The sequence below is a fragment of the Haloarcula rara genome, from assembly GCF_029338235.1.
Lineage (GTDB): Archaea > Halobacteriota > Halobacteria > Halobacteriales > Haloarculaceae > Haloarcula > Haloarcula rara.
In genome coordinates this window covers 2,066,625-2,091,678 of sequence record NZ_CP119785.1, presented here as the reverse complement: position 1 = coordinate 2,091,678, position 25,054 = coordinate 2,066,625, and the positions used below count along the sequence as shown (strand labels likewise).

Sequence of the window (25,054 nt, the reverse complement as noted above, 5' to 3'; positions counted from 1 at the left end):
CGGCTAGAGCGCAAAGACCGGCTAAAGGATTGCCAAACCGAGCGAGAGCGCGTGAGAGTGCCACACACGGCGGTTGCTGGTCCGACCATCGCCGTCCAGGGAATCCCAGAGACTAGCCATTATAAATAAGGCGTACTGGTGCATACCGTCGCTCTAGTTATCATGGACCAACAGCTGTTCGACGAGACGGAGACCGGTGCCCGCCGGAGCGTGCTCTTCGCTATCACCATCGCGACCGGGACGCTGTGTTTCGCGGCGGCGACCTCGGTCGTCGTCAGCGGCGCCAGCACGGTCTGGGCGCTGCCGCTTGCCGCCCTCGGAATCGTCGTCCTCGTGTTCGGTGGCTATCTCCAGCAGGGCCACTTCGACAACCTCGTCGAGGACGACGAGTTCCTCTGGCAACAGGGGTGAGTCGAGCGCCCCGGCAAGGGCGGCGCCGCCAGGGACGGGACGATTTCCCGGCCGACTCCTCCGCAGGTCACTTTGCTCGCGGTTCCACCGTCTTCTCGCGGGCTTCGCCCGCTCGAATGGTCCGCGGAACTTCGTTCCGCGCTACTCGCTTCGAGGCGCTTCGCGCCTCGCTCTCCCCGCGTCGGTATCCGAGGTCTCCCTCCGGTCGGCCTCGCTACTCCCCGATGCGCTCGCGGGCGGCGGCCACGACCAGCGGGAGCGTGATGGTCGCGTCGGCGTAGACGCTCACGTTGCGGGCGTCCTTCTCTAATTTCCCCCACGAGCGGGCCTCGTCCAGCGTCGCGCCGGAGAGCCCGCCGGTGTTGGCGGGGTCCATCGTCAGCTGGACGGCGTAGTCGTAGGCGTCGGGCGAGACGAGCATCGTCTGGAGGACGTAGTTCTTCGGGACACCGCCGCCGACGACCAGCGCGCCGGCGCTGTCGGCCTCGTAGGCGATGTCGGTGATATCGGTCATATCGGCCAGGGCGTCGACGGTGAAGTCGCTCGTCTGGGAGTACATCCAGGCCTGCAGGCCGAGCACGGAGTCCTGGAAAGCGGGACAGTACACCGGGACGTCGTTCTCGTAGGCGGCAGCCAGCACCCCGGCGTCCTCGTGGACGTCCTCGCGCTCGTTGACCTCGCTGTTGGCCCGGCCGAGTTCCTCGGTCATGCGCTGGATGGAGACCGCGCCCTCCTCTTCGAGGACGGTGAAGACCTCCTCGCGGAGGTGGGTCTCGAACAGCGCGAAGTGTTCCTGTGGGAGATAGACGTTGTAGATACGGTCGACGCCCTCGTCCCGGAGGTTCTCGTCGTGTTCGCGCTCGGTGTGGCCCTCGGCGGTCACCTCGCCGTGGTGGTGTTTGCCGCCGATGGCCTCGATGGTGTCGTGGGTGCAGTTGGCCCCGGTCGTCACCAGGACGTCGACGTGGCCGTCGCGGATGAGTTCCGAAACGATGGCCCGCATCCCCGTGGGAACCATCGCGCCGGCCAGGCCGACGAACGTCGTGACGTCGTCGTCTAGCATCTCTGCGTAGATGTCGACGGCCTCGTGGATGTCGGCGGCACCGATACCGGCCTCGCCGTAGCTGTCGGCCAGTTCGCCGACGGTCATCCCCGCGCGGGCCTCTGCGTGGCCGATGGGGTCGTGACAGAACGTCTCTCGGTCTTCGTGGTCGCTCATTGGTCCCCAGTGGTCGGCCAGCGGGCTAAAACGGCGTGGTTCGTACCAGCCGTCGAGGAGCACCGACAAAAGAAGGATACGTCGTCCGCCTGTTCGAGAAACAATGGCAGGATTGAACGGTTCGTCGTCGCTGTCCGAGCAGACAATCGAGCGGTTGCAGGGGCAGATACCGCGGGTCGAAGCCCGTGACTCGCTGGTCGTTCGGAGCCCCTTCACCGACGGCGAACTGGGGACAGTCCCGGCCTGCCAGCCCGCGGACGTCAGCGAGGCCGTCTCCCGGGCGCGAGCGGCCCAGTCCGAGTGGGCCGAGCGTCCGGTCACAGAGCGAGCGGGGATACTGCAGTCGGTCGCCGACGAGATGCTCGCAAACGACGCCGAGTTGCTCGATATCGTCCAGCTGGAGGGCGGGAAATCCCGTATGGATGCCCACGCCGAACTACTCGATATCGTCCTCACCGCCGACTACTACGCTCGGCGGGGGCCCGACGAGCTCGCCCCGGTCCGCAGAAACGGCGCGTTCCCGCTGGTGACGACGGCCGTCGAGCACCACGACCCCGTCGGCGTCGTCGGCCTCATCGAACCGTGGAACTACCCGCTGACGCTGGCCATCTCCGATATGCTCCCGGCGTTGCTGGCCGGCAACGGGGCCGTGCTCAAACCGGCCGAAGACACGCCCTTCTCCGCGCTCAGGGCCGTCGAATTGCTCGTCGAGGCGGGCGTGCCCGAGGACCTCGTCCAGGTCGTCACCGGGTACGGCGACGCGCTCGGTGAACCCCTGCTTTCGGCCGTCGACTACGTCACCTTCACCGGGAGCACGGAGACCGGACGGACTGTGGCGTCCCTGGCCGGCGAGCACCTCATCGACGCTTCGCTGGAGCTGGGCGGGAAAAACGCTGCTGTCGTCCTCGACGACGCGGATATCCCGACAGCGGTCCGGGGGCTCGTCCACGGGAGCTTCGCCAACGCCGGGCAGCTGTGTATCTCCTTCGAGCGTATCTTCGTCGACGAGCAGGTGTACGACGAGTTCTGTACCCAGTTCGTCGAAGCCGCCGAGGCACTGGAACTCGGTGCGTCGCTGGATTTCGGGCCCGACGTCGGCTCGCTCATCGGAACGCACCAGCTGGAGACGGTCGAGTCACACGTCGCCGACGCCCGCGAGCGGGGAGCCACCGTCGAGACCGGGGGCCGTCGCCGGGCTGACGTGGGTCCGCTGTTCTACGACCCCACGGTCCTCACCGACCTCCCCGACGACGCCACGGCGGCCTGTGAAGAGACGTTCGGCCCGGTCGTCTCGATAACGCCGGTCGGCGACGCCGACGAGGCGGTCGAGCGCGCAAACGACACCGACTACGGGCTCCACGCGAGCGTCTGGACCGGCGACACCGCTCGCGGGAAGACCGTGGCCCGCCGAATCGAGACGGGGACGGCGTGTGTTAACGACGCGTACCTCAGTATGTGGGCGGCGACGGACGCCCCGATGGGCGGCGTCGGTGACTCGGGTATCGGCCGACGCCACGGACCCGAGGGACTCCGCAAGTACACCGAGAGCCAGACAGTCTCGACGGCGCGGGACCCGCTCGTCCCGGTGCCGAGCGTCCCGAACCGACTGGTTGCGGCCGGGTCGACACTCACCGTCAGAGCGCTCCGGCGACTCCGGGGGCTCTCACCGCTGAGCGAGCGCTGACAGAGCCGCCGGCGCCACGTCCGCCCCCGGAGCAACGGTGGCTGACCACGCCACAAACCGAGTCCAAATACTTATCACGTGAAATCGTCAACCATCAACAATATGGAGCGGTCACTGCTCGGGATGCTGGCAGTGTTCGTCCTGACCTTTGTGACCGGTGTCGCCGGCCTCCTGGTCCTGCCGGGCGCCTGGATACCGGTGTTCGCGTCGGTCGCCGGCGTCTCCGGCATCGGCCTCAGTGTGACCGGCTACGCCATTCGCAAGCAGTGAGTTACGCGAGTTCCAGCGCCGCCCCACAGCAGTCCGAGCGGTACCGTTCGCGCTCGCGGACCAGCGGACAGTCCCGGTATCGACGGGCCACGAGTCCGCCACAGCGCTCACACGTCAGGACGTACGTCGCCTCGGCGAAGGCCTGGCAGTGCACGTCGGTGTCAAGCTTCGACGCCCGCTCGCGGAACGCCGCGCCGTGGTCTGTCGTCCCGTCCCGCTGGTACTGCTCGACGTGGATCAGCTCGTGGCGCAGCGTCGCCTCCCACTCGGCCCGGTCGAACGTCTCGAAGGCCTCGCGGGTCAACGAGAGCGTACAGGGTAGCGGCCGGCCGTCGGCCCCATCGACAGTGGTCCAGTCGTAGGGTTCGCCGACGGTCGCATCGGGCAGCTTCGGTCGCTTGACCGCCGCAGCCCGGCGCTTGGCCCGGTGAGATATCTCCCACTCAACGAGGTCGAACCGCACGTCGACGCCCCACTGCCGTCGGACCTCGCGGCAGTAGGTCCGGGACCACTCGAGGAGGTCACTGTCGCTCTCGACGGCCGCGTAGTCGACCCCGCCCATCACAGCCCGGTGGGACAGTCGATAACCGTCGTCTCCAGGTCCCAGGACGCGAGCCGGTCGGCCAGGGCCCGGACGCCGAAGGTCTCGGTAGCGTAGTGGCCCGCGAGCACGACGTTGATGCCGGCCTCGCGGGCCTCGTGGTAGGCCTGCTGTTTCCCCTCGCCGGTGATAAGCACGTCCGCACCGACGTCGACGGCCTCACCGAGCCAGTCGACGCCGCTGCCCGTGACGATGGTCACGTCCTCGACGGTCTCGGGGCCAAAGTCGAGGGTCTGGACCGGCTGGCCGCCAGTGTCGAGAGTGTCTTGGAGGTCGTCGACAAGCGCCTCGAGCGAGCGACCTCCGACCAGTCGACCGCGCTGGCCGACCCACTCGCCGCCCATCGCCCCGAACGGCGCGCGGTTGTCGAGGTCAAGCAGGTCGGCCAGCCCGGCGGCGTTGCCCAGCTGCTGGTGACCGTCCAGCGGGAGGTGGGCGACGTACAGCGCGAGATCGTTCTCGAGCAGCGGCGCGATGCGGCGGTAGTTACCGTCCGTGACCCGCTCGATGGAGCCCCAGACGATGCCGTGGTGGGTCACGAGCAGGTCGGCGCCGGCCTCGCTCGCCCGCTCGATGGTCTCGACGGCCGCGTCGACGGCCACCGCGACAGTCTCGACCTCGCGGTCGGCCGGCCCGACCTGGAGCCCATTCGGGCTGGCGTCGACGTCCGCGTACGCCTCGGTGTCGAGTTCGTCGTCGAGTCGACTGGCGATGTCGCCTGTGTGCATTGGCGGCCATTCGGCGCCGGGGATGGTAGGTTTTCGGCCCGGTGTGACTAGGAGTCCCACACAGCGCTTTTATCACCACCGACGGATGGCCCGGATATGAGCCAGTACGACGCCGACTGTGAGACGCACAAGGCCACGAACGGGCGACATTACCTCTCGTTCGTCGTCGACGGCCCCGCAGACACCCCAGACGAGTTCGAGCTCCAGCCCTCGCCCCTGGAGTACGAGCGGCTCAAAGAACACTCCGCTGGCGCCGAGGACGCGGTCGGGCAGGTCCCCGCGGTGTACGATGAGGGCTGGGCCATCGACTGGGACGCCCTCGAGACCGCATCAGACGACTGACTGTTCGGTCCGACTCCGGCGCGACGCCGACGCCTACGCGTCGTCGGCTCGCTGTCGCGGTTCGCTCACCGCTGCGGTCAGGTTGTACTCGTAGACGCCGACACCGCTGTTGCGATAGACCCGACTGAACTGCTCGCTGGAACGCAGCGACTCGTGCAGCGCCGGCGAGATACTCGCCCCGCTGCGTCCGGACATGAACCCGCCGTAGGGCACGTAGAGGTAATCGACCTCGGCCGCGAACTCGTGGTCGACGAGCGTGGCGTTCACACACGAGGCGTTCCAGCAGCTCCGCAGCTCGTGCTGGGCCGACTCGTGTCTGGTGAACGTCTCCTGGCCCGACCACTCGGTCCCGTACTTCACGATGACCGACGTGCGGTTGGCCAGATAGGGGAACCACTCGCTTGCGCCACCGACGACGGCGACCTGGGCGTCGGCGGCGGTCTCGGCTTCGATCCAGTCCATCGCCGTCCGGTCCTCGGCGTCGGCGTACACCGGCAGCGGACTGTACGTGCTCGTCCCCGACGCGGCGGCCATGTTCTGGCCCACGAAGGGGCCGACGAGGACGAGGAAGAAGGCGATAGCGACCACCTGCCGCGCCGTCAGGTCCGGCAGGTCGACGCGAGAGAGGTGAGTCGGCAGGCTGGAGCGAGACGGGAGAGAAAGACGGGAGCGGGGCCCCGTCGAGCGGTCGGGCAGGTCGATGTCCAGGTCGGTAAGCAGCGACAGCGCGAGCATGAATCCCACCGCACCCAGCGGCGCGACGACCAGAATCCCGAGTCGGCCGTGGGGCGGTACCAGCAGGACGACCGGTGTGGCCAGCCAGGCGGGCTGGTGCCACTCGCCCCGGGCGACCAGCGACGCGCGCCCACGACCGCAAAGGCCGCGGGCCAGTTCAGGACGTAGCCGCCGTCCCAGAACCAGCCGACCAGCGCTCCAAGGTCCGAGAGGCTGCTGTTGATGGAGCCGTGCGAGCCCGCGCCGGCGAAGAAGATATCCGGGCCGTGGTTCGAGACGACGGTGAGCCACCACGGGCTGGCGATGACGAGCCCGGCGCCGGCGATGCCCGCGCCGGTCGCGAGCCCCCGCGGCGAGCGGTCCCAGACGAGCCACGCCGCGGCGACGGCCGCCCCGCCGCCGCGGCGTGGACGGGATGGGTCAGCACGACGAGCCCCCAACCGATGGTCGCGGTGGCCAGTGCCCGCCGCCCCCCGTCGTTCGCGAAGTACTGGTAGGCCCCGAGCATCGCGACCAGCATGAAGATGAATCCCAGCCCGCGAACGAAGCCGCTCGCCCCCAAGAGATAGACGTTCAGCGAGACGTGTGTCCCGGTGATGATGCCCGCGAGGAGTGCCGTCTCGGACCGGTCGGTGAGCACCCACGTGAGGTGATAGACGAGCGCGACGATGCCAAGCAAGACGACCGGCGCACCGAAGCGAAGCAGCGCCACGCCGTCGACGCCCAGCTTCAGGAAAACGGCCATGACGTAGAACCCCAGCGGCGGGTAGGCGAATGGGACACCCGCGGGCGTGAACCCGTCAATCGTCGTCGGCAGCGTTCCGGAGTCGGCGACCGTCGCCGCCATCTCCAGAAAGAGCCCACCCAGCAGCGCCGGGAACTCGTGGGTGCGGAGATAAGCGACCTGGACGAGCGCAGAGAGACCGAGCGCCAGCAGTAGAAACCCCTTGTACCGGTTCCAGCGCATATACTTCCGGCAGTGTAAGGACGAGTATAATATTGTTGGTCCGGGACAGGTCGCCGCGAGCGGACCGGGAGCGGGCTGCTGGGGCCAGTTGCGACGATTCCCACGGCCGCTGGGGCTGGCCTGGCAGGCACCGGGACCACCAGCGCCGTGGCCTCGTGAACTCGGGGTCCGAAGATGTGCAGCGAGGACGGGACAGACTGCGCAATCCTGCTGTGCAGAATAAGATTGTAAATATCGCTTATAATATACCCGATCTGTGAAGGTTTTTCACCGAATTTCGGTAAATAATACAATAGTTTCAATATATAGGCCACCATCCTATTTATATGGTCACTAACACGAGCGCAGAGAATGCCAAGCTGGAGTGTCGAAGCTGTGGCTTCAGTAAACGGGCGAGCCTGCTGGTCAAGCCCGCCCAGATCGCCGTCACGATGTCGTGTCCACAGTGTGGGTCCCCTCTGGCACTGGCCGACTGAATCTCGATAGTTCGGCTGGCCGGTTTTTCCGCGGACCGCCCAGCCGGCCCGCTCGGATGGGCCTGTGGTGCTCACAGCGAGCGGTTCCTGACCTCGCGTTCCCCGCTGTGGCAGACAGCAGGCGGCGCTGGAACGTGAGCGCCGCGAGAAGTATGGGCCGGCGCGAATTCGAATCGCGGTTACGGCCACCCGAAGGCCGAAGGATACCAGGCTACCCCACCGGCCCGTGCGATAGCAACTGAACGAATGCGAGGGCGATTTTTAACCCTTCCGGAACCGACCGTTGGCGAAGTCAGTGATAGGAGAGTGATATCGGTCGACTACAGCCAGAAAGCCCCCGGGCTATGGACTCCCGCGGCTCGCTGTCTCCTCGCTCGTTACACTCGCTTCGGTGCTTACTTCGCCGGGGTTCGTCCATAGCCCGGCCCCTTTCAGTCCCACCCAGCACAGATTGACCAGCCGGCTACGGGTGGACTGAAAGGGGCCGGTCGCTCGGGGAAGCACGACGACGTAAGCACCGGAACCACGAACGCAGAGAGTGGTGAGGAGCACAACGAGGCGCGCGACCCGAGCGACCGGGGGCTTTCTGGCTGTGAGCAGTCGCGTTAGATGGGCAATCAGCAGCAGTGACCACAGCGCAACGAACACCAACTCCCGCTAGCGCGAGTACAGAAAATATATATCGTTCGGGAGTTACTCACGACCCGAGTAACTAATGACGATACTGGTAACCGGGGCAGACGGCTACATCGGCTGGCCCACAGCGCTGCGCATCGCGTCGCGAACGGACGAGCGGGTCGTACTGGTCGACAACTTCGGTCGGCGCGAGTGGGTCGAAGACGTCGGGTCGACCAGCGCCGTCCCAGTGGCGTCCATCGACGAACGTCTCGACGCCGCCCGGGAGACGCTGGGCATTACGAACATGTCTTTCGTCGAGGGCGACCTCGTCGAGCGGTCGTTCGTCGACGAGCTGCTCCAGGTCCACGAGCCACGCGCCATCGTCCACGCGGCCGCCCAGCCCGCGGCGCCCTACTCCCAGATAAACGGCGAACGGGCGAACTTCACCCAGCACAACAACCTCCAGTCCACGCGGAACCTGCTGTGGGGCCTCGAGGAGAACGACCTCACGGACACGCACTTCATCGAGACGACGACGACGGGCGTCTACGGCGCGCCGGAGTTCCCCATCCCGGAGGGCGGCGCGACGATGGAGAACCAGGGCGAGGCCGACGACGTGCCGTTCCCGGCGATGGCCGGGTCCTGGTACCACCTCACCAAGTCCCACGACGCGGCGAATATGCGGCTGGCCCACAAGCAGTTCGACATCCCCGTCTCGGACGTGCGCACGGCCATCACCTACGGGACCGAGACAGAGGAGACCCGCGAGGACGACCGGCTGAAGACCCGCTTTGACTTTGACTACTACTTCGGGACGGTCACGCACCGCTTCTGTGCCCAGGCCGTCGCGGGGTACCCGGTCACCGTCTACGGCAAGGGCGAACAGCGCAAGCCGTTCGTCTCGCTCGAGGACGCCGTCGAGGGGCTCGCCCAGCTCGCGCTCGGTGACGCCGACGACCGGCCGGAGGGCCTGACGGTGTACAACCAGGTCACCCGCGCCATCAGCATCGTCGAGATCGCCGAGACCATCGCCGAGGTCGGTGACGACTTCGATCTCGACGTCGCCGTCGAGCACTTCGAGAACCCGCGCGACGAGGACGAGACCCACAAGATGGAAATCGAGTACGACCGCTACGAGGCTCTCATCGGCGAGCAGGACCAGACCTTCGAGGAGGGCGTCGAAGACATCTTCGAGACCCTGACCAGCTACGCCGACACCATCGAGGCCCACGAGGACCGCTTCCTGCCGGGCGTCCTGGTCGACGAGGAATAATGGCCACCGACGTGCTGGTCACGGGCGGCTGTGGCTACATCGGCAGCGACCTGATTCCGCAGCTTGCCGACGACGACCGGGTCGGCGAAGTGGTCGTTCTCGACAGCCTCGCCTCCGGGTCGCCGCGGGCGCTCATGGGCGCGGTCAACGGCAAGCTCGAGTTCCGCCGGGGCGACGTCCGCGAGTACGGCGACGTCGAGAGCGCCATGCGCGGCGTCGACACCGTCGTCCACCTCGCCGCGATAACGGGCGCGGCCAGCACTCACGACCGCCGCGAGGAAACCGTCGCAGTCAACTACGACGGCACGGAGAACGTGCTGACTGCCGCCGGCAAGCTCGACGTCGAGAACGTCGTCTTCGCCTCCTCGTGTAACGTCTACGGCCGCGCGACCAGCACTGACATCGACGAGACGGTCAACCCCGACCCCATCAACCCCTACGCCGAGACGAAACTCGATTCGGAGGCGCTCTTGGAGAGCTACTGCGAGGAGTTCGGGATGGACGGTACCGCTTTGCGGATGGCGACGAACTTCGGCTACTCGCCGGGGGTCCGGTTCAACCTCGTCGTGAACTACTTCGTCTTCCGAGCGCTGACCGGGCGCACGCTCACCGTCTACGGCGACGGGTCGAACTGGCGACCGTTCGTCCACGTCAGCGACGCAGCGCGGGCGTACAAACACGCCGCGCTGAATCCCGACGCCTGGGACAGACGCGTCTACAACGTCGGCAGCAACGACGCCAACTACCAGATAGCCGAGATCGCAGATGTCGTCGACGAGGAGGTCGGCGCGGTCGACATCACCTATCTGGAGGACGAACATCCCGGCCCGTCCTACCACGTCAACTTCGACCGGCTGGCGACGACGGGTTTCGAACCACAGACGACCCTCCGCGAGGGGGTCCGCGACATCGCACGGAGATTCACTGATGGCTGAGACACACATCGCAATCACGGGCGCGGCCGGCTACATCGGCAGCCGCGTCCTCGTCGAACTCGAGGCACAGCACCCCGACTGGGAGATAACCGCCATAGACAACTTCTATCTGGGCGAGGTCCGCTCGGTGGGCGACGTCGACGTCGAACACGTCGACATCCGGAACCGCGACCGGCTGGAGGAGGCCCTTTCGGGCGCCGACGTCGTCATGCACCTCGCGGCGATTTCGGGCGTCGACGACTGCGAGGCAAAACGGGACCTCGCCTACGAGTGTAACGTCCAGGGGACCGAAAACGTCGCGTGGTTCTGCCGGAAGACCGGCGCCGCCATGATATTCCCCTTCTCGATGGCGGTCATTGGCGACCCACAAGAGTTCCCCATCACGGTCGACCATCCTCGCGACCCGATGAACTGGTACGGCCGGACGAAGCTCCTCAGCGAGCGCGCCATCGAGGACTTCGCCGACGGCGCGTTCCCGGCCCACCAGTTCATGATATCGAATCTCTACGGCGGCCACGAAATCGACGGCCGGGAGATATCCAAGGGCACTGTCATCAACTTCTTCCTCTCGCGGGCGACGGCCGGCGAAACGCTGACGGTGTACGAACCCGGCACCCAGTGTCGCAACTTCGTCCACGTGAAAGACGTGGCGCGAGCCTACCTGCGCAGCGCCGAGCGACTGGTCGAACAGCTCGAGGCCGGCGAGACCGGCGTCGAGAAGTACGAGATAGCCAGCGACGAGGACCCCGGCGTCGAAACCGTCGCCGAACTCGTCCAGTCCGTCGCGGCCGAACACGGCCACGAGGTCGACGTCGAACTCGTCGAGAACCCCCGCGCCGGCGAGGAGACGCTCGTCTCGGAGTTCCCAGTCGACACGACGGCGGCCGAGGAGCGCCTCGGCTGGGAACGGGAATACAACGTCGAGTCCGTCGTTCGCGAGCACTTCGAGTCGGACGAGGAGTAGTCCCGCCCGCTGCCTACCAGGTCAGTCCTTCATACGTGATTCCCTCGCGCCGGTCGACGACCCGCCGGCCGTCGACCACGGCCGGCTCGGCCATCGCGTCGAACTCGTCGTCCAGCGCCGCGAACTCGTCCCAGTCGGTGACCACGACCGCACCGGCGGCCCCTTCCAGTGCCCCCGCAGCCGACTCGGCGTACTCGATATCCGGATACTTCTCGCGCATGTTCTCTGTCGCGACCGGGTCGTAGGCGACGATTTCCGCGCCACGCTCGCGTAGGCCCTCGATGACCGGCACCGCGCGCGTGTTACGGATGTCGTCGGTGCCGGGCTTGAACGCCAGGCCTAACACGGCGATGCGCTTGCCCGTCACGTCGACGTGATCGTCGAGCAGGGCGAGCAACCGTTCGGGCTGTTCGTCGTTGAGTTCGACCGCAGCGGAGAGGACGGCGGGGTCGTACCCTTCCTCGCGGGCGGCGGCGATGATGGCGTCGGTGTCCTTCGGGAAGCAACTGCCGCCCCAGCCCACGCCGCTGCGCAGGAACCGCTCACCGATGCGGTCGTCCAGGCCGATGGCGTCGGCGACCTCGTAGGCGTCGACGCCGAACTCCTTACAGACGTTGCCGATGTCGTTGATGAGGCTGACCTTGCTCGCGAGGAAGGTGTTGTTGGCGTACTTTATCATCTCGGCCTCGGCGATGCCGGTCTCGACGACGGCCACCTCGCTGTCGGCGGCCTCCCGAAGCGGGAGATATAGCTCCCCCAGCGCGGCGAACGCGCGTGGATCGTCGGCACCGAAGACCAGCTTGTCCGGGTTCAGGAAGTCCGCGACGGCGGTCCCCTCGCGCTGGAACTCGGGGTTCGAGGCGACGAGGAAGTCCGTGCCCCGTTCCGGGCCGGCCTCGGCGATTCGAGGGGCGAGGCGTTCGTCGGTCGTCCGGGGGATGACGGTGGATTTGGTGACGACGAGGTGGGGCGTCTCGCGGCCGTCACCGTCAGCCAGCGCCTCGCCCACGCTCGCGGCGCCGGCCTCCATGTACTGGAGGTCGATGCTGCCGTCCTCGTTCGAGGGGGTCGGCAGGGCGAGCATCGTGAGTTCGGTGTCCCGGATAGCGTCGTAGTCGGTCGTCGCCCGCAGTCGACGCCCGCCGTGTTCGGCGACCAGTTCGTCCAGTCCCGGCTCGTGAATCGGTGACTCGCCGTCGTTGATAGCGTCGACGATGTCCGCGTCGATATCTATCGCCGTGACCTCGTGTCCCAGGTCGGCCAGACACGCCGCGACGGTTGTCCCGACGTAGCCGCTGCCGACGATACTGACGTTCATCGCTCCTGGCTTGACAGTCACGGGTCATGAGAATTCGGGTCCTTCGAGGGTGCCCTCGCCGCGCGGGCCGAGTCCAGTGATACCGGCGCTCGAGCCCGCTGTGGACAGATAGTCGGTCTATAACAAGGCCCACCTATGCCCCAGCCCGCACCAACTGAATGAACACCGAACGGATACTCTCGGCTGGGATGGCCGTCGTCGTTATCGCCGCTGTGGGGCTCTCGGCGTCGACGCTCGCGGCGTCGATGTCGACGGACCCGGCGGACGCGGTCGACGTCCAGTGGGAGCTGCTGCCGCTGGGGGAGGACAGCCAGGGGGAGATACAGGCGGCCGCCCAGGAGGTCGACGAGCGGTACCGCGAGGGAGGAAGTGGTGACACAGAGAGCCAGGGCAACGGCGGTGGGGACGCAAAGCAGCCCGACGCGAAAGCCGGCGACGGGCCACAGGACCAACAGGAGAGCGGCGGCGCCGGGGACCAGGAGTCCCGGGACGAGCGAGCAGGCGAGGGCGAGCGCCGCGCCGACAGCGCCGGGGAGCAAGACGACGAGCCGGCCGGTGAGTCGGCGTCGAACAGTGACAGCGGGCTGGCCCCCGTCGGCTGGCCGCTGTCGCTGCTCCTGTGGCTCGGGCTCGTTCTGGCGGTCGTAATCCTCGCCTACCGCTACCGGGAGCGGCTCCGCCGGGCCGTCTGGGGCGACCCTACTGACCCGGCGGCCGACCCACTGGCACCGGTCCCACAGAACGACGTTGAGCGGGCGTGGGTCGAACTGGTCGAGCGGGCGGGCGTCGACCGGCCCCGCACGCACACTCCGCGTGACTGTGCCCGCCGCGCGGTCGAGCGAGGGTTCGACCCGGGACAGGTCGACCGGCTCCGTCGGACCTTCGAGGACGTCCGCTACGGGACCCAGCCCCCGAGCGACGAACAGGCCCGCCTCGCCCGCGAGACGCTCGCCAGCCTCGACGGTGAGCGCGCGTGAGCGCGACCACTCGCCGAATCGGCTGGCTGGCGCTCGTGGCCATAGGCGTCGTCGCCTTCGCCCTGGCGCTTTTCCCCGGCGTCGCGACGCTGTTGCCCGTCGAGGCGGCCCTCGCGTGGCTCGGCAACGACTACTTCCTGCTCGGGGCCTTCGGCGGCGTCGCACTCGTCGTTCTGAGCTGGATGGTGGCCCGGCGCGCGACGGGCCAGGTCGAGCAGGCGGCCCCGCCCGACCCGGAGACCGTGCCCGACGCCCCGCGACCGGGCGAGCGGGTCGACGAGATGCTCGCCCGGTTGCCGTGGGCACTCTCGACGGCCGACCGAGCGTACCTGCGCGAGCGGCTCCGGACCGCCGCCGTCTCCGACCAGCTGGGCGAGGGCCGGAGCCGAGCGAGCGCCAGGGAGCGCGTCGAGTCGGGGGCCTGGACCGACGACCCGGTCGCGGCCCGCTTTCTGGCCGACGAGTCGGCCGGGCCGACGGTGACCGAGCGCCTGCGGCTGGCGCTGCGTGGCGACGCCTGGACACAGCACGCGGCCCGCACGACCGCCCACGTACTGGTCGAGGGCGACACGGACCGGACGGCCGACGGTGGTGCGCCGAGCAACGCGAGACGAACCTCGTCGGACCTGCGGTCCGACGGTGGTGAGGGGACCGACGGTCCCCGAGACACGCCAGACCGGCGGTCTGACGGCGGTGAGGGGCCGTGACGGTCCGTGCGACCGGGCGCTGGCGCGGAATTGTCGCCGTCGCGCTGTTTTTCGTGGCCGTCGGCGTCCTGACGGACCGCCCGGCGACGCTACTTGTCGGCGTCGTCGGCGCGGGCATGGCGGTGTACCCACGGCTCTCGCGCCCGCCGGCGGTCGAGCTCGAACTGGAGCGGCGCCTCGGCGACCGACGGCCCGCGAGCAGCGACCCGGTGACGGTCACGACCAGGGTGACAAACACCGGCGACCGGACGCTGGCCGACTGTCGAATCGTCGACGGCGTCCCGGCGATGCTCTCGGTCGCGTCTGGAAGCCCGCGCCACGCCGCCGTGCTCCGGCCCGGCGAGACGGCCGAGTTCAGCTACGCCGTCGAGACCGAGCCCGGCCGCCACCAGTTCGACCCGGCGACGGTCGTCGCCCGCGATATCACGGGCGCCCACGAGGTCGAGACGACCGTCGCCGCCGGCACCGAGATACAGTGTGCCGACGCCGTCCCCGAGTTGCCGGTTCGCGAGCAGCCCGACGGTCACGCGGGACGGCTCCTCACGGACGAGGGCGGCAGCGGCATCGAGTTCCACTCGGTCCGGGAGTACCGACCCGGCGACCCGGTGGGCCGTATCGACTCGAAACGGTGGGCCAGGACGGGCGAGCTCACCACCGTCGAGTTCCGCGAGGAGTGGCCGACGTCCGTCTGCCTGCTGGTCGACGCACGCGCGCCGGCCTACCGAGCCGAAGCCGACGGCCGTCCGAACGCGGTCGCTCACTGTCTGGCCGGCGTCGAGCAGCTCGTCTCGGCGCTCTCGGAGACGCGAGATGCCGTCGGCCTGGCCGCCTTCGGTCGGGAGCTGTGTTTCCGCGCCCCCGGCGTCGGGACCGACCACGAGACGGCGCTGTGGCAACTGCTCGGGACCCATCCGGCCTTCGACGCGACGCCGCCGGGCCACGTGCGAGCTGGTGGCGGGGCCGAGGAGACGGACGAAGGCGACCTCGACCGGCAGGCGACGCTACTGCGCAAACAGCTCGGGAGCGACACGCAGGTCCTCGTGCTCTCGCCGCTTGCCGACGAGCGCATCGTCGAGACGATACGGACCCTCGCGGCCGCCGGCCACACGACGACGGTCATCAGCCCCGACGTGACGACCGACGGGAGCCTGGGCCGGCGGCTGGCCCGACGGGAGCGGCGACTGCGACTGCGCACGCTCCGCGGGGCCGATATCCCGGTCGTCGACTGGGACCCGGCGACGCCGCTTGGCACGGTGTTGCTGGACGAGGGGCGACGGCGGTGGTCCGCGTGAGCGAGAACGTCAGCCACCGGCCGATGCCCCTCGCCAGCGGCCTCGCGCTGGTGCTCTGTGGCGTCTCGACGGCGATACTCGCACCCACGCTCGACCAGCGCGTCGCTATCGTCGCCGCCCTCGCCGGCGTCGGCCTCGTCGTGGCCGGCGGTCGCGAGTTCGAGGCGCCCGTCCCGCAGGGACGGCTCTGGACGGCCCTGGGTGCGGCGCTCGTCCTCGGCGCGATACTCCGGGGCGAGACGCTCGCGGACCCCGCCAGAGCGTCGAACTGGTACCCGGACTCGTCGGTATGGCGCTCGTCGGACTCGGCGTTCGGCCGCTCGGCCAGCGCGTTGCCCGCCGGTTCGTCTCGGCCGGACTCGCGGCGATGGTCGTCGGCGTGGCGCTGGTCGGCATCTTCGAGGCCGCCGGCCCGCTGCGGTTGCTGGGGGCGACCGCCGCCGCCATCGCCGCCTGGGACGTCGCCGAACACGGTATCAGTCTGGGCGAACAGCTCCGCACCGACGCCGAGACCCGCTCGGTCGAACTGTTACACACCGGGACGACGTCGGCCTACGGCGCCGTCACGGTGGTCGTCGCGCTGGTTACTTACGAGTACGGGGCGACCGGGCTCCCCCTCGGCGCGCTCGTCCTCCTGCTTTCGGCCGCGGTCACTCTGTTGGCGCTGCTCTATAGGTGACCGTCGGCACTGCCACGTCGTCGAGTAGGTCCGCGACGACGGCGTCCTTGGCGACGTCCTCGACGCGGGCGTCCGGCGTCAACACGAGCCGATGTGCGAGGACGACCGGCGCGATCTCGGCGACGTGGTCCGGCGTGACGTACTCCCGCCCTCGCACGACTGCGAGCGCCCGGGCCGCCTCGAACAGCCGCTGGGTGCCCCGCGGTGAAACGCCGGTCTCGACGCGTCGGTCCTCGCGGGTCGCCCGGGCCAGGTCGACGACGTAGTCCCGGACCTCGTCGGCGACGTGGACGGCTTCGGGCGCCCGGCGGAGCGCGGCCGGGTCGACGCCCGGACTCGGCTGGACCTCGGGCGTGCGGTCGGTGCGTGCGGCCCGGCGGTCGACGAGTTCGCGCTCGCCGGCCTCGTCCGGGTAGCCCAGGCTCGTCTTCACGATGAAGCGGTCGACCTGTGCCTCCGGCAACGGGAAGGTGCCGTCCTGCTCGATTGGGTTCTGCGTCGCGATGACGAAGAAGGGCTCGGGTAGCTCGTGGGTCCGGCCCTCGATGGTGACCTGTCCCTCGGCCATCGCCTCCAGCAGGGCGGCCTGTGTCTTCGGCGACGCTCGGTTTATCTCGTCGGCCAGCACCACGTTCCCGAAGATGGGGCCGGGTCGGAACTGGAAGTCGCCGGACTGCTCGTCGAAGACGTAGGTGCCGGTCACGTCCGCGGGCAGCAGGTCCGGCGTGAACTGGATACGGGAAAAGGAGAGCCCGAGCGCGCCCGCCAGCGAGCGCGCGGTCAACGTCTTGCCGGTGCCGGGGACGTCCTCCAGCAGGACGTGCCCGCGCGCCAGAAAGCCCGAGAGGACGGTTTCGAGCGTCTCGCGCTCGACGATCACAGCACCCGAAACGGTGTCTATGACGCTGTCGCAGTGGTCGGCAGTTGTGTCCGTACTCATCGGGCGAGGGTGGGCGGGTTCGGCGGTTTGTTATCACGCACCTACTCCGCGATAGTGGCCCACCCGTTGCAGGCGCAAGGCGTCCGTTCACCCCGCTCTCCCCCCTACGTTCTGGCTGCTATGACACGAAACGCACTCGGCTGGTTCGGCTGGTTCTCGGTCGCCGGCTTCGTCATCCTGACAGCGCTGTTCGTACTCGATATGTTCGCCGACTCCCTGTGGGCGTTCTCGGCGTTCTGGACACTCGTCGTCGCCATCGTCGCCGGTATCGGGGCCGTCGCCCTCTACGCCGGGCGGGACCCGACGGCGGACACCTACGAGGAAGACACGACCGCCTGAGCGGCCGCGAGTGAGCGCGGGACTCGCCCCTACCAGTTCCACGCCGGGTCCCGCGACCCGTCACACTCGCCCCGTCGCTCCAGGATAGCGACGTACTGGTCGCTCGCGAGCTCCACTTCGTCGCCGTACTGGTCACTGTGTGGGTAGACGCCGAGCGGTCCGAGCTCGCGCAGGGAGCCCGGCGCCGGGCGGTGCGGGACGTAGTTCGGCGGCCGCTCGCCGAACTCCGCGACGACCTCGTAGTTGTACTCGCCATCGAGCAGCGCCCGAATGTACGCCTGGCGCTGCTCGACGGCGGTGTCTACCTCCCCGCTGCGCTGTGACTTCGGGATGTCCTGGAGGTACAGCAGCTCCTTGTCGCCGACCTGGATGTAGTCGGGACAGGGGTCGGCGTTCTCGTCGATTGGCGGGTAGTTGAGGTCCATCCCGTGGGGGATGGCGTTCTCGAAGAAGGCGTGGAAGTACACCTCCATGGTGGCGTCCTCCTCGGCGTTCTCGTTGAGCCACTCGGTCGCCTCGTCCCGGGGCATCGAGGCGAACTGCCCGACGCCGACGCCGGCGTAGACGGCCGCGGTCACGACGACGACGGCCAGCGCCGCGTGGCCGACCCGTTTTCGGTGGCCGCACAGGCGTTCGAGCGAGTCGGCGAGGACGACCATCGCGAGCGGGAACGTCGGGAGGATATGGTGGACCCGCCAGTCGTGCCACTGCGAGAAAAAGAGGAGGTAGGCGACGAGCGCGCCGATCACCAGCACCCGCTCGTCGAAGCCCGGGACCCGCTCTCTGAGCGCGGCCCGGCCCGGCGCGAGGCGAGCGAGGTAGGCGACGCTGGCGATCAGCCCACCGATAGCACCGAGCAGTAACGGCCAGCCGAAGGCGCTGCCGTAGGTCCGCAGGAACCACCACCACGTCGGTGCTGTGGGGCCGACGGCCCGATTGGTCCGGCCGAAACGGCCGAACCAGCGGTGATACACCGCGTCGAAGTCACCCACCAGCGCCGTCGGGTGGCCGACGACAATCATGAGCGCGCCCAGGAGGGCCCCGCCGACCAGCAGGCGCGGTTGCCACAGCGCCCGCCGGAGCGACCCGTCCGCGATGCGGGCCCGCAGCAGAAAGGCGAGGACGGTGACGGGCACCACCAGTCCGAGCGTGAGTTTGAACGCCATAGCGGCGCCACCGGCGAGACAGCCGGCGTAGAACTGGCGCCGGTCCCCGGTCTGGACGTAGCCCACGAGGAAGTAAAGCGCCGCGACGAAACACATCGTCGCGGGGATGTCCTCGCCGCCCTCCTTGGCCAGTTTGAGGAAGCCAAAGGTAAGCATCAGCAGGAGGGCGGCAAGCCGGCCGGTCACGCGGTTCTCCAGTCGTGTGCCGAGTCGGTAGAGCAGATAGACCGTGACGACGGCGAAGACGACGTTCGTCAGCCGGACGAAGGTCAGACTCCACGTCCATATCCATCGGGGCGTCTCCGCCCAGACGGGGTAGTGGGCGTAGATGAAGGCCGGGTCTCGCATCGCCGTGATGGCGTCGCCCTGCCCGGTGAAGAGCGCGACCAGGACGACCGGCAACACCGCCAGTAAGTACACCCACAGCGTTCCGCCGAAGGGGGCACGGCCCCAGGAGAGTCCCTCTCGAATCCCCTCGATGCTTGGGTCGTGGACGATTTTGGCGTAGGCGACCAGGGCGTCTAACACCCGGTCGTGTTCGTCCCAGGTCGCGAAGATAGGGATGCGGTGCCAGAAGCCAAAGCCGGTAAGTACGAGTGCCGCGAGAAGAATATAGCCGAGGTACGGGTCGTCTCTGAGGTCGGCATACAGTTGTCGCTTCGCGCGACCGAACCATCCAACACGGGCGTCCATTTGGGTTTATTTTGCGTAGTATATACAAAAAAGCACAGATGTGCACTGGGTGAACGCGGGCCTGTGGACCGGCTACGTCGGGGAATGCGCAGCGTCGATTTCTCGCCCGTTACCACGGCGGGTCCCGGGACTCGACACAGTCGCCTTCGAGGCGGAGGATAGCGACGTACTGGTCGCTCGCGAGTTCCTGCTCGTCACCGTACTGGTCACTGTGTGGATTGATACCGAGTGGTATCAGGTCACGTAGCGACCCCGGCTCCGGGCGATGGGGGACGAAGTTCGGCGGTCGCTGTCCGAACTCGGCGACGACCTCGTAGTTGTACTCGCCTTCCAGCAGCGCCCGGATGTACTCCGCCCGAGAGTCTAGATTGGAGTTTACCTCCGAACTACGCTGTGCGTCGGAGATATCCTGCAGATACAGCAGTTCCTTGTCGCCGACCTGAATGTACTCGGGACAGGGGTCCCGTTCCGCCGGCCCGTCCAGCGGCGTGTTGAGGTCCATCCCGTGGGGGATGGCGTTCTCGAAGAAGGCGTGGAAGTACACCTCCATGGTGGCGTCCTCCTCGGCGTTCTCGTTGAGCCACCCGGTCGCCTCGTCGCGGGGCATCGAGGCATACATCCCGACGCCGACACCCGCGTAGATAGCCGAACTGACGACGACGACGGCCAGCGCCACGTGGCCGACCCGCTTTCGGTGGCCGCGCAAGCGTTCGAGCGAGTCGGCGAGGACGACCATCGCGAGCGGGAACGTCGGGAGGATATGGTGGACCCGCCAGTCGTGCCACTGCGAGAAAAAGAGGAGGAACAGCACCAGCGCCCCCACGAGCAGTGCCCGCTCGTCAAACCCCGGGACCCGCTCTCGGAGCGCCGCACGACTGGGCGCAAGGCGGACCAGATGGACGATACTGGCGGCCAGTGCGCCCATAGCCCCAATCAGCAGCGGCCAGCCGAAGCCGCTGGCGTAGGTCCGCAGGAACCACCACCACGTCGGTGCCGTCGGCCCGACAGCGCGTTCGAGTCGCCCGGTCCGGTCGAACCAGCGGGCGCCGATGGCCTCGAAGTCACCCACCAGCAGCGTCGGGAAGCCCAGACAGATGACGACGGCACCGAGGGCGGCCCCGCCGACCAGCAGCCGCGGCCGCCAGAGCGCTCGCCGGAGCAGACCGTCCTCACCGCTGGCGCGCAAAAGGAACGCGAGGGCGATAATCGGAACCACGAGCCCGAGCGTGAGTTTGAACGCGATAGCGAGGCCACCGACGGCGCTTCCGGCGTAGAACTGGCGTCGCTCGCCTGTCTGAAGGTACCCGACGAGGAAGTATATCGACGCCACGAGACACATCGTCGCGGGGATGTCCTCGCCGCCCTCCTTGGCCAGTTTGAGGAAGCCAAAGGTAAGCATCAGCAGGAGGGCGGCAAGCCGGCCGGTCACGCGGTTCTCCAGTCGTGTGCCGAGTCGGTAGAGCAGATAGACCGTGACGACGGCGAAGACGACGTTCGTCAGCCGGACGAAGGTCAGACTCCACGTCCATATCCATCGGGGCGTCTCCGCCCAGAGGGGGTAGTGACCGTACGCGTAGGCCGGGCCCCGCATCGCCGCGATGGCGTCGCCCTGCCCGGTGAAGAGCGCGACCAGGACGACCGGCAACACCGCCAGTAAGTACACCCACAGCGTGGCGCCGAAGGGAGCGCGGCTCCAGGAGAGCCCCTCGCGGACCCCCTCGATACTGGGGTCGTGGACGATTTCGGCGTAGGCGACCAGGGCGTCTAACACCCGGTCGTGTTCGTCCCAGGTCGCAAAGACAGGGATGCGATGCCAGAAGCCAAAGCCGGCCAGTAGCAGCGCGCCAACCAGGAGATAGCGGAGATATGGGTCCGCTCTAAGGTCCGCATAGAACTGTCGCTTCGCGCGACCGAGCCATCCGGAGCGGACACCCATCAGACTGCCGTTGGGGGAGGGTGTTTAAAAACCTACAGTATCAATACGGGCGGAAATTAACGTAAGCAGCGGCTACGGCCGCGAACACTCGCCGGCATTTTCAGGCCCGTGGTCCACGACGGCGTATGCCAGCAGCCCCGGCGCCGGACGAGATCTTCGACCGGGCGGTCGAAGCGGGCCAGCGCCGGCTCGACCAGTCGCTGCTCGAACTCGTCTCGACGAGCTTCATCGCGGGGTTTACCATCGTCTTCGGGCTCGTCGCACTCGGCATCGTCGAGAGCCGCCTGGAATCGGTCGGCCACGGCGTCGCCGCCCTCGGCGGGGCACTGGCCTTCGGCGTCGGCGTCACCTTTCTGGTCGCGGGCCGGACGGAGCTGTTCAACGAGAATTTTTCCGACCCGGTCGCCGCGGCCGTCGACAGCGGTGACCCCACAGCAGTGTGGGCGCTCTGCCGGCTGTGGGTAGTGACGCTCCTCGGGAACCTCGTCGGCGGGGGACTGTTCTCGCTCGTCTTCGCCGTCGAGGGCGCCTTGCCACCCGGGACGCCCGCAGTACTGGCCACAGTGGCGACCGAGAGCGTCGGCCGGGCCCTGGGTGCCTCTTTCGCCCGGGCCATCGCGGGCGGGGCGCTCGTGAGCCTGCTGTCCTTTCTGCTGGTCTCGGTCGATAGCGAGGGGAGCCGCCTCTCACTGGCCTACGTCGTGGGTGTCCTGCTCGCGCTGGGCCCGCTCGAACACGTCGTCGTCACGGCGCTGCACGTGTTCCTGGGGGCTCTCTTCGGTGTGAGCGTCGGTACGTCCCGGTTCACCATCGTGGTGAGCGTCGTCACGGCGGGCAACATCGTCGGCGGGCTCGGTCTCGTGACGTTCGCACACGTCACACAGGCCGCGGGCGCGAGGGCCGGTAAGGAGTGAGTCTCGCCTCGTCCTGGCGAGTTATCCACCCCTTAGTATCTGTGTTGCAGTCGATAATTTTCTGTGTTATCTGTCAAATGTTTATACGCAGTAATGGCAACGAACTCCCCCAACGACACGGACGATTCGACGACTGTGCCACCCCGCCCGATGCGAGACAGACTGCATCGGTTCGCCGGGTCAGCCAGAGACGTCCTCCTGTATAGTTCAGCGTATCTCGCGTTCATCGCGGTCGCAGAGGTACTCATCGTGACGGAACTGCTCTCGCTTCCCCTGACACCGGCACCGGCCATCGCGGGGCTGTTGACGTTCGCGGTATATGGCAACGATAGGGTGGCCGACGTCGAGACCGACGAGCAGACGACGCCGGCCCGGACGGCCTTCATCAGGCGCTACGATCGGCGCCTCTACACCCTGTCGGCACTCGCGTACGGACTCGCGGTCGCGCTATCGGTGCTTGGCGGCCCAGCGGCCTTCGCGCTGGCGCTGGTCCCAGGGGCCATCTGGGTCGTCTACGCCCTGGACTGGCTGCCCTTTTCTGGGCACGTGAACCGGCTCAAGCAGATATTCATCCTCAACTCCGTGCTCGTCGCCGGTGCCTGGGCGCTCGTCGTCGTCCTCTTGCCCATCGCGTTCGCCGGTGCGCCGGTGACCCTGACCGCAGGCGTCGTGTGTCTGACCTTCTTCCTTGCGACGTTCGTCGACGTGGAGATACCGAACGTCCGTGACCGCGCTAGCGACCGAGAAGCGGGTGTCAAAACCCTCCCCGTCGTCCTCGGTGTCCGTGGCACCCGGTACGCGCTCTACGGTGTGACGAGCCTCGCCGCCGCAGTGCTCGTCACCGCGGCCAGCGACGGCCTCCTCACGCGACCCGAGACGGTCCTGCTTCTCCTCTGTGTGGGATATCTGACCGTCATCGTGACCTGTCTCGGCCGTGTCGACGACAGCGGGAAACTCACGGTTGCTGCCGAGTGCAGCCGGCTACCCATGCTCGCACTCCTGGTCCCGCCAGCGGTGTGATGTCGCATCGGTCCGTGTGAACGGTGGGGAGTGGTGTGATGGAACCAACGAACTGTGGGAAACTGCGTATTCCAGCGGATTTATTTGACACTCTGTGATTCTTCCGCCAGTTACCCTATCTTATTAGTGTCGTTAGCCGTCACTCATGGTAAGCCGTGGCATCAGTGATACTCATGAAGTTGGCACTCGTCGGGTCAGTCGCGGTCGGTGTCACGGCCGGGCTCCTCGCGTGGCGGGAGCGGCCGGAACCCGGGGCGATGCCGCTGGTCCTCCTCATGGCGGGGCAGTGCTGGTGGTCGGCGACACTGCTGTTCCAGATACAGGCGACCACCGCGGCTGGCCGGGCGTTCTTCATCGACATCTCCTGGATCGGCATCGCACTCATACCCGTCGCGTGGCTCGTCTTCGCGCTAGAATACAGCGGCTACAACGAGTATACCACACAGCGACACGTGCTGCTGGCGGCAGTTATCCCTGCGATTACGGTCTTTCTCGCGCTCACCGACCAGTATCACCAGTTGCTCTACGTCGACACGCCGATGCGACTCCCCGGCCCCTGGTTCTGGGTCATCGCGGCCTACACCTATCTGCTCGGCGTCCTCGGAATCGTCCCACTCCTAGAACTCGTCACGAGCCAGGTGCGTACCTTCCGTGGCCAGAGTCTCGCGCTGCTTATCGGGCTCGTGGCCCCCTGGGTGACGAACCTGCTGTTCCTGTCCGGACAGCTCCCGACCGCGGGAATCGACCCGACGCCGGTCGCCTTCACGCTCTCCGGTGTCGCGTATCTCTCCGCGCTGACGCGGTTCAAGCTCTTCGGCGCCAGCCCCACCCCCATTCGACACGCCCGGCGGTCCCTGTACAAACAGATGCACCAGGGTGCGCTCGTCCTCGACACGCACGGGACTATCGTAGACATGAACGACCGGGCAGCAGCCGCCCTCCGGACGTCGCCCGAGGAAGCGCTCGGCAACAAGCTCAAGACCGTCAGCCCGACGCTGAACGCACCCGGGGAGACCGCGAGCAATCGCGTGTTCACGCCGCCGGGGACGCGTGAATCCTACGACGTCTCCGAGAGCCCCGTGACCGATATCCACGACCGGACCATCGGCCGCATCATCACGCTCCACGACATCAGCGACCTCTTCCGGATGCAACAGCGCCTGGAAGTGTTACATCGCGTCTTCCGGCACAACATCCGGACGAACATCCAGATCATCATCGGCCACGCCGGCTACCTGGCGACACACAACTGCCAGCGGAAGGCCGATACCCTCAAACAGAACGCCATCGAGATAGAAGAAATCGGGGAGAAGGTCCGCAAGATTATCGACGTCTTCGAGAAGGGCCGGAAAGAACGGGAGAACGTCCGACTGCACGGCATCCTCCGGGAGTGTGTCGATGCGACCGCGCGGCGCTATCCCGAAGTGGACATCGAGTACGAGCCCGCGCCAGAGGATATCCTCGTCGATAGCCTCTTCGACATCGTCTGTTCGAACGTGATCGAGAACGCCGCCCAGCACAACACCAGTTCCGAGCCGTGGGTCCGCGTCAGCGTCGACCCGGGCGAGGAGACCGTCGCGGTCCACGTCGAGGACAACGGCCCCGGTATCGAGCCCCACGAGCTCGCACTTGTCGAAGACGGGGCCGAGACGCCGCTGAAACACGGCAGCGGCTTCGGGCTGGCCCTGACCGCCTGGGGGACCGACATCGCCGGCGGCTCCGTAGCATTTGAGTCCGATGAGTCGGGGACTCGGGTTACCCTGGAGATGCCGGTCGCGGGGTGGGGGTGAGCAGCGCCACGCCGACTGGCGTATCCAGCAGTAACACACCAGCCGCCCCAGACGGCCACG

At 67.5% G+C, this 25,054-nt stretch carries 24 protein-coding genes and 1 tRNA gene; 15 read left to right on the top strand and 10 right to left on the bottom strand.

The window, feature by feature from the left end; all coding sequences use genetic code 11:
* Positions 1 to 162: 162 nt before the first annotated feature.
* Positions 163 to 411 carry a hypothetical protein gene (locus P1K32_RS11080; protein WP_276249794.1) on the top strand — a complete coding sequence of 83 codons (249 nt, stop codon included), beginning with the start codon at positions 163 to 165 and terminating at the stop codon, positions 409 to 411.
* Positions 412 to 625: 214 nt separating this feature from the next.
* On the opposite strand, the gene P1K32_RS11075 is transcribed toward P1K32_RS11080, so the two are convergent.
* Positions 626 to 1,630, bottom strand: a complete 1,005-nt coding sequence (locus P1K32_RS11075; protein ID WP_276249793.1) for a deoxyhypusine synthase — start codon at positions 1,628 to 1,630, stop codon at positions 626 to 628.
* 103 nt (positions 1,631 to 1,733) lie between these two features.
* Here P1K32_RS11075 and P1K32_RS11070 point away from each other — a divergent pair, with 103 nt between their 5' ends.
* Both P1K32_RS11070 and P1K32_RS11065 read left to right on the top strand, forming a co-directional pair.
* A complete protein-coding gene (locus P1K32_RS11070) occupies positions 1,734 to 3,314 on the top strand; it encodes a succinic semialdehyde dehydrogenase (RefSeq protein WP_276249792.1) in 1,581 nt (526 codons plus the stop codon).
* Between the two features lie 102 nt (positions 3,315 to 3,416).
* Entirely contained in the window at positions 3,417 to 3,584 is a 168-nt protein-coding gene (locus P1K32_RS11065; RefSeq protein WP_276249791.1) for a hypothetical protein, read from the top strand.
* 1 nt (position 3,585) lies between these two features.
* Here the strand turns inward: P1K32_RS11065 and P1K32_RS11060 are convergent, their stop codons facing one another.
* Positions 3,586 to 4,146: a SprT-like domain-containing protein gene (locus P1K32_RS11060; RefSeq protein WP_276249790.1), complete on the bottom strand. Its 561-nt coding sequence runs from the start codon at positions 4,144 to 4,146 to the stop codon at positions 3,586 to 3,588.
* Complete coding sequence (locus P1K32_RS11055) at positions 4,146 to 4,913, bottom strand: Nif3-like dinuclear metal center hexameric protein (protein WP_276249789.1); 768 nt, start codon at positions 4,911 to 4,913, stop codon at positions 4,146 to 4,148. Before P1K32_RS11055 ends, P1K32_RS11060 begins: the two co-directional genes overlap by 1 nt.
* A gap of 96 nt (positions 4,914 to 5,009) precedes the next feature.
* Between P1K32_RS11055 and P1K32_RS11050 the strand changes: the two genes are divergently transcribed.
* Positions 5,010 to 5,255, top strand: coding sequence for a hypothetical protein (locus P1K32_RS11050; protein ID WP_276249788.1), 246 nt, complete (start codon positions 5,010 to 5,012; stop codon positions 5,253 to 5,255).
* 33 nt (positions 5,256 to 5,288) lie between these two features.
* Here the strand turns inward: P1K32_RS11050 and P1K32_RS11045 are convergent, their stop codons facing one another.
* The 3 genes from P1K32_RS11045 to P1K32_RS11035 form a co-directional block, all read right to left on the bottom strand.
* On the bottom strand, positions 5,289 to 5,990 hold the full coding sequence (locus P1K32_RS11045) for a hypothetical protein (protein WP_276249787.1): 702 nt from the start codon (positions 5,988 to 5,990) through the stop codon (positions 5,289 to 5,291).
* A gap of 157 nt (positions 5,991 to 6,147) precedes the next feature.
* Complete coding sequence (locus P1K32_RS11040; RefSeq protein WP_276249786.1) at positions 6,148 to 6,957, bottom strand: hypothetical protein; 810 nt, start codon at positions 6,955 to 6,957, stop codon at positions 6,148 to 6,150.
* Positions 6,958 to 7,586: 629 nt separating this feature from the next.
* A tRNA-Pro gene (locus P1K32_RS11035) sits at positions 7,587 to 7,659 on the bottom strand.
* A 489-nt stretch (positions 7,660 to 8,148) separates the two neighbouring features.
* On the opposite strand from P1K32_RS11035, the gene P1K32_RS11030 reads away from it, so the two are divergent.
* From P1K32_RS11030 to P1K32_RS11020, 3 genes are read left to right on the top strand one after another with little or no spacing between them, the layout of a single operon-like run.
* Positions 8,149 to 9,324, top strand: a complete 1,176-nt coding sequence (locus P1K32_RS11030) for an NAD-dependent epimerase/dehydratase family protein (protein ID WP_276249785.1) — start codon at positions 8,149 to 8,151, stop codon at positions 9,322 to 9,324.
* Positions 9,324 to 10,259, top strand: a complete 936-nt coding sequence (locus P1K32_RS11025) for an NAD-dependent epimerase/dehydratase family protein (RefSeq protein WP_276249784.1) — start codon at positions 9,324 to 9,326, stop codon at positions 10,257 to 10,259. Before P1K32_RS11030 ends, P1K32_RS11025 begins: the two co-directional genes overlap by 1 nt.
* A complete protein-coding gene (locus P1K32_RS11020; protein ID WP_276249783.1) occupies positions 10,252 to 11,223 on the top strand; it encodes an NAD-dependent epimerase/dehydratase family protein in 972 nt (323 codons plus the stop codon). Before P1K32_RS11025 ends, P1K32_RS11020 begins: the two co-directional genes overlap by 8 nt.
* Before the next feature lie 13 nt (positions 11,224 to 11,236).
* Here the strand turns inward: P1K32_RS11020 and aglM are convergent, their stop codons facing one another.
* Complete coding sequence (gene aglM / locus P1K32_RS11015) at positions 11,237 to 12,541, bottom strand: UDP-glucose 6-dehydrogenase AglM (RefSeq protein ID WP_276249782.1); 1,305 nt, start codon at positions 12,539 to 12,541, stop codon at positions 11,237 to 11,239.
* 158 nt (positions 12,542 to 12,699) lie between these two features.
* Between aglM and P1K32_RS11010 the strand changes: the two genes are divergently transcribed.
* The 4 genes from P1K32_RS11010 (at position 12,700) to P1K32_RS10995 (ending at position 16,196) form a co-directional block, all read left to right on the top strand.
* A complete protein-coding gene (locus P1K32_RS11010; protein WP_276249781.1) occupies positions 12,700 to 13,518 on the top strand; it encodes a DUF4129 domain-containing protein in 819 nt (272 codons plus the stop codon).
* Entirely contained in the window at positions 13,515 to 14,225 is a 711-nt protein-coding gene (locus P1K32_RS11005) for a DUF7269 family protein (RefSeq protein WP_276249780.1), read from the top strand. Before P1K32_RS11010 ends, P1K32_RS11005 begins: the two co-directional genes overlap by 4 nt.
* Positions 14,222 to 15,517: a DUF58 domain-containing protein gene (locus tag P1K32_RS11000; protein ID WP_276249779.1), complete on the top strand. Its 1,296-nt coding sequence runs from the start codon at positions 14,222 to 14,224 to the stop codon at positions 15,515 to 15,517. Before P1K32_RS11005 ends, P1K32_RS11000 begins: the two co-directional genes overlap by 4 nt.
* Before the next feature lie 289 nt (positions 15,518 to 15,806).
* Entirely contained in the window at positions 15,807 to 16,196 is a 390-nt protein-coding gene (locus P1K32_RS10995) for a DUF7519 family protein (RefSeq protein ID WP_276249778.1), read from the top strand.
* Here the strand turns inward: P1K32_RS10995 and P1K32_RS10990 are convergent.
* Positions 16,168 to 17,136 carry an AAA family ATPase gene (locus tag P1K32_RS10990; protein ID WP_276249777.1) on the bottom strand — a complete coding sequence of 323 codons (969 nt, stop codon included), beginning with the start codon at positions 17,134 to 17,136 and terminating at the stop codon, positions 16,168 to 16,170. The genes P1K32_RS10995 and P1K32_RS10990 overlap by 29 nt on opposite strands.
* A gap of 120 nt (positions 17,137 to 17,256) precedes the next feature.
* Between P1K32_RS10990 and P1K32_RS10985 the strand changes: the two genes are divergently transcribed.
* Positions 17,257 to 17,475: a hypothetical protein gene (locus P1K32_RS10985; RefSeq protein ID WP_276249776.1), complete on the top strand. Its 219-nt coding sequence runs from the start codon at positions 17,257 to 17,259 to the stop codon at positions 17,473 to 17,475.
* A 29-nt stretch (positions 17,476 to 17,504) separates the two neighbouring features.
* Here P1K32_RS10985 and P1K32_RS10980 read toward each other — a convergent pair whose 3' ends face one another.
* Entirely contained in the window at positions 17,505 to 19,334 is a 1,830-nt protein-coding gene (locus P1K32_RS10980) for an ArnT family glycosyltransferase (RefSeq protein WP_276249775.1), read from the bottom strand.
* Between the two features lie 109 nt (positions 19,335 to 19,443).
* Positions 19,444 to 21,270 carry an ArnT family glycosyltransferase gene (locus P1K32_RS10975; protein WP_276249774.1) on the bottom strand — a complete coding sequence of 609 codons (1,827 nt, stop codon included), beginning with the start codon at positions 21,268 to 21,270 and terminating at the stop codon, positions 19,444 to 19,446.
* A gap of 125 nt (positions 21,271 to 21,395) precedes the next feature.
* On the opposite strand from P1K32_RS10975, the gene P1K32_RS10970 reads away from it, so the two are divergent.
* The 3 genes from P1K32_RS10970 (at position 21,396) to P1K32_RS10960 (ending at position 24,994) form a co-directional block, all read left to right on the top strand.
* Positions 21,396 to 22,184, top strand: a complete 789-nt coding sequence (locus tag P1K32_RS10970) for a formate/nitrite transporter family protein (RefSeq protein WP_276249773.1) — start codon at positions 21,396 to 21,398, stop codon at positions 22,182 to 22,184.
* Between the two features lie 93 nt (positions 22,185 to 22,277).
* Complete coding sequence (locus P1K32_RS10965; protein WP_276249772.1) at positions 22,278 to 23,204, top strand: UbiA family prenyltransferase; 927 nt, start codon at positions 22,278 to 22,280, stop codon at positions 23,202 to 23,204.
* Positions 23,205 to 23,377: 173 nt separating this feature from the next.
* On the top strand, positions 23,378 to 24,994 hold the full coding sequence (locus P1K32_RS10960; protein WP_276249771.1) for a histidine kinase N-terminal 7TM domain-containing protein: 1,617 nt from the start codon (positions 23,378 to 23,380) through the stop codon (positions 24,992 to 24,994).
* The last annotated feature ends 60 nt before the right edge of the window (positions 24,995 to 25,054 follow it).